Origin of the sequence: Mycobacterium sp. NAZ190054 (assembly GCF_001545925.1) — a bacterium.
In the GTDB taxonomy this organism is placed as follows: Bacteria; Actinomycetota; Actinomycetes; order Mycobacteriales; family Mycobacteriaceae; genus Mycobacterium.
Window position 1 is genome coordinate 1 of record NZ_LMVQ01000304.1, and the last position, 4,274, is coordinate 4,274.

4 protein-coding genes are annotated in these 4,274 nt (G+C 70.4%); all 4 read right to left on the reverse strand.

The features are described from left to right. Positions 1–430: polyphenol oxidase family protein (locus tag ASJ79_RS19690; RefSeq protein ID WP_197420292.1), on the reverse strand; the 430-nt coding region annotated here is incomplete at its 3' end. Between the two features lie 49 nt (positions 431–479). After that, the gene (gene ftsZ, locus ASJ79_RS19695) at positions 480–1,649 is read right to left on the reverse strand and encodes a cell division protein FtsZ (protein ID WP_067958803.1); all 1,170 of its coding nucleotides are present in this window, start codon (positions 1,647–1,649) and stop codon (positions 480–482) included. A gap of 191 nt (positions 1,650–1,840) precedes the next feature. Beyond that, complete coding sequence (locus tag ASJ79_RS19700) at positions 1,841–2,734, reverse strand: cell division protein FtsQ/DivIB (protein WP_067958804.1); 894 nt, start codon at positions 2,732–2,734, stop codon at positions 1,841–1,843. Next, complete coding sequence (gene murC, locus ASJ79_RS19705) at positions 2,731–4,107, reverse strand: UDP-N-acetylmuramate--L-alanine ligase (protein WP_067958807.1); 1,377 nt, start codon at positions 4,105–4,107, stop codon at positions 2,731–2,733. The genes ASJ79_RS19700 and murC overlap by 4 nt, the downstream gene beginning before the upstream one ends. Between the last annotated feature and the right edge of the window lie 167 nt (positions 4,108–4,274).

Here is a 4,274-nt window from a genome sequence, read left to right on the forward strand (position 1 = left end):
CCGACAACTCGGTCGACCCGTTCCGGACCGAATTCCAGAGCAGCGTCGATGATTTCGTCAGGTTGTCCGCCGATGCGGAGGTCACCACGAAGGCGACCGCGAACGCGGCTGCGGTGCAGTCGGCCATCAGCACCGGCACACAATCGGCGGTCACGACCGCCAGCGCCAGCCCGGGGGTCGTGGTGACCAGGCCGTCGGTGGCGTCGAGCGTCGCACCGCCGCGGTCCACCACGGCGACGTGGGCGCTGTGCACCTGGTTCATCCACACGATGCCGTCGCCCAGTCCGAGCGTCGCGGCGAGCCGGTCCCGGTTGGCGGCCACCGCCTTCGGGTCGTCGCCGACGTGGTCGCCGAGGTTGAAGGTCGCGAACGGCGGCTTGGACACACCTCCCGCCCGGGTGGTGGTCACGCGCCTGACCCGGTATGTCACCCTGCGGCCGGAGGACGCACGATCAGTCACAGTGCGACCCTACGGCCGGTCAGTGGCGCATGAACGGCGGCACGTCGACGTCGTCGTCGGAGATACCGTCATCACCGCCGCCGATCCGCACGGTCGCGCCGTTGGTGTGTCCGGCCGGCACGCTCGCCGGATCGGCCGGCTCGAAGATCGACGAGCCGACCCGGCCTGCCTTGCCCGGCGCGATCGACTGCGCCGACCCGGCGGCGGGCTGCGCCTCCCCGGTGACCGGCTTGCGTCCCGGTCCGGCGGCGTCGAACCCCGCGGCGATCACCGTCACGCGCACCTCGTCGCCGAGCGAGTCGTCGATCACGGTGCCGAAGATGATGTTGGCCTCGGGATGCGCCGCCTCCTGGACCAGGGACGCGGCCTCGTTGATCTCGAACAGGCCCAGATCGCTGCCGCCGGCCACCGACAGCAGCACACCCTGGGCGCCCTCCATCGACGCCTCCAGCAGCGGCGAGTTGATCGCGATCTCGGCGGCCTTGAGGGCCCGGCCGTCGCCGCGCGCCGAGCCGATGCCCATCAGGGCGGTGCCCGCGGAGCTCATCACGCCCTTGACGTCGGCGAAGTCCACGTTGATCAGGCCGGGGGTGGTGATCAGGTCGGTGATGCCCTGCACACCGTTGAGGAGCACCTCGTCGGCGCTGCGGAACGCATCCATCAGCGACACGGCGGCGTCGCCCATCTGCAGCAGCCGGTCGTTGGGGATCACGATCAGCGTGTCGCAGCTCTCGCGCAGCGCGGCGATGCCTTCCGCGGCCTGGTTGCTGCGCCGCTTGCCCTCGAACGAGAACGGACGCGTCACCACGCCGACGGTCAGGGCACCGAGCTTGCGCGCGATCGACGCGACGACCGGAGCGCCGCCGGTGCCGGTGCCGCCGCCTTCACCCGCGGTGACGAACACCATGTCGGCGCCGCGCAGCAGCTCCTCGATGTCGTCCTTGGCGTCCTCGGCGGCCTTGCGGCCCACCTCGGGATCCGCACCCGCGCCGAGGCCGCGCGTCGAATCGCGGCCGACGTCGAGTTTGACGTCGGCATCACTCATCAACAGCGCCTGCGCATCGGTGTTGATCGCAATGAACTCGACGCCCTTGAGACCCTGTTCGATCATCCGGTTGACGGCGTTGACGCCGCCGCCGCCGATGCCGACCACCTTGATCACAGCGAGGTAATTATGCGGGGGGGTCATCGAACGCCCTTCCTGCCTGGTTTGTTGGTCCTTGAGCGGATAACCGCTGGAGCAAACCCTCAACCTCAACCAGAGGCTTAGAGTTATGTCAAGTTGTTCCGCGCAACCAGAACGTTAAGGGTGGTCACCGCGCTCACCGGGCAGGCGCGCCGAAACGACACGACAAATATCCGCGAGTGCGGTGACCGTCACTATTTGACGGTGGGCAGGTCCGGGCTGGAGACGTCGTAGACCTGGCCGGGCTGGGTCAGCAGCGCGGCCAGCTTGAGCGCCTTCTCCTCGGTGCGGTCGGTGGTCCCCCACACGACTGTGCGGCCGTCGACCAGCGTGAGCGTGATCGCGGCGACCGACGGCGCCGACACGCGCCCGATCTGACTGGCCACGTCGGGCCGCAACGACGTCATCACCTCCAGCGCCGCCCTGGTCGCAGGATCGTTGGGCCCCGGGTTCTGGGTGTCCAGATACGGGATGCCGGGCGGCGGCGGAGCCACCGCGAAGTCGACGCCGTCCTTGTCGAACAGGTGCACGCCGTCCGGATAGTCCTTGAGCACCACCGGCACCCGCTCGACGATGGTGACGCGCAGAGTGGACGGGTACTGCCGCTGCACCCGCGCCGACGCCACGCGCCTGATCCCGGCCACCCGTTCGGCGATGCTGTCGGTGTCGACCTGCAGCAGCGGTGTCCCCGGCGTCACCGCCGCGGCCCCCACCACCTCGTCCTGCGTGACCGCACCCACCCCGACGACCACGATGTTGCGCACCGACATGATCGGCGTGAAATACAGCAGCAGGCCCAGCCCGACCACCAGCACCGCGACGAGCGCGGACCACATCAACACCTTCAGCCCGCGGACGGTGCCGCGGCCGAGCGTGTCGGGCTGCGGCTCCGGCGCACCCATCGCCCGCCGCTTGGCCTCCCGGCGGGCCTGCTCGATCGCGATCGCCCTGGCCTGCGCGGCGCGGCGTTCCTCGCGTTCGCGCCGGGCCCGCCGCCGCGGGCCCTCGAAATCCTCGGCCGCGTCCGGGGTCTCGGCGGCAACCTCGTTCGGCGGCGTCGCGGGAGCGTCCTCGGTCGGCTCGGTCATGCCCTGGCGTCCACCTCGGCCAGGATCTCGCGCCCCAGCAGCGTGACGTCGCCGGCGCCCATCGTCACCACCACGTCACCGGGCCTGACGACGGCGGCCACCTGCGCCGCGACCGCGGAGAAGTCGGGAATGTAGGTCACCGGCGCCGACACCGTGTCGGCCACGGTGGCTCCGCTGATCCCGGCCAGCGGCTGCTCCCTGGCGGCGTACACGTCGAGCACGATCACCTCGTCGGCGGTGCTCAGTGCCGCGCCGAACTCCGACGCGAAAGCCTCGGTGCGCGAATACAAGTGGGGCTGGAAAACCACCACGGCGCGACCCTCGCCTGCTTGTTCGACCACCGCGCGCAATGCGGTCAGCGTCGCGCGGACCTCGGTCGGGTGGTGGGCGTAGTCGTCGAAGACCCGCACCCCGTTGGCGGTGCCGACCAGCTCGAAACGCCGGCGCACCCCTTCGAATCCGGCCAGCCCGTCGAGCACGGTCTCCAGATCCGCACCCGCCTCCCGGGCAGCCAGCAGCGCGCCGAGCGCGTTGAGCGCCATGTGCCGGCCCGGCACGGACAACCGCATCGCGCGCGAGCGGCTCTCGCCGGCCAGCCGGATCTCGGCGACCGCGCCGGTGCCCTGCTGGGCCCACTCCACCAGCGTCGCGTCGAGGCCGCCGGCGCTGCCGTAGCGCAGCACCCGCACTCCCCGCCCGGTCACCCGGTCCGCGAGCGCGCGGGCGCCGGTGTCGTCGGCGCAGACCACAAGCGTCCCACCGGGTTTGATTCGCGCCACGAAATGGTCGAACACCTCGGTGTAGGCCTCGGGACTGCCGAAGAAATCGAGGTGGTCGGCTTCGATATTGGTGACCACGACGATGTCGGGGTTGTACTCGAGCAGGGAGCCGTCGCTTTCGTCGGCCTCGGCCACGAAGCTCGAGCCGCTGCCGTGATGGGCGTTGGTGCCGGCTTCGCCGAAATCACCTCCGACCGCGAACGACGGATCGAACCCGCAGTGCTGCAACGCCACGATCAGCATCGAGGTGGTCGTGGTCTTGCCGTGGGTGCCGGTGACCATCAGCGTGGCGTGACCGGCCATCAGCTTGGCCAGCACCGCGGGCCGCAGGATCACCGGGATGCCGCGCCGGTGCGCCTCGACGAGTTCAGGGTTGGTCTTCGGGATCGCGGCGTGCGTGGTCACCACGGCCGTGGGCCCCCCGGGCAGCATGTCCAGCGCGGACGGGTCGTGCCCGATGCGGATCTGGGCGCCCCTGGCGCGCAACGCGATCACCCCGCGGGAATCCTTCGCGTCCGAGCCGGAGACCAGCCCGCCGCGGTCGAGCAGGATGCGCGCGATGCCGGACATGCCGGCCCCGCCGATGCCCACCATGTGTACCCGGCGCAGTTCGGCGGGCAGGTCGCTCGGATGGCCGTGAGGTGCAGTTTGTTGCCGTCGGCGTGGATGGCGAAAACTGCTCTGTGGCAGTCATGGTCGAGGAACGGCAGGGTCCGCAGGATTGCCGCGGTGTCGGCATCGACAACGACATTCTGAACTGG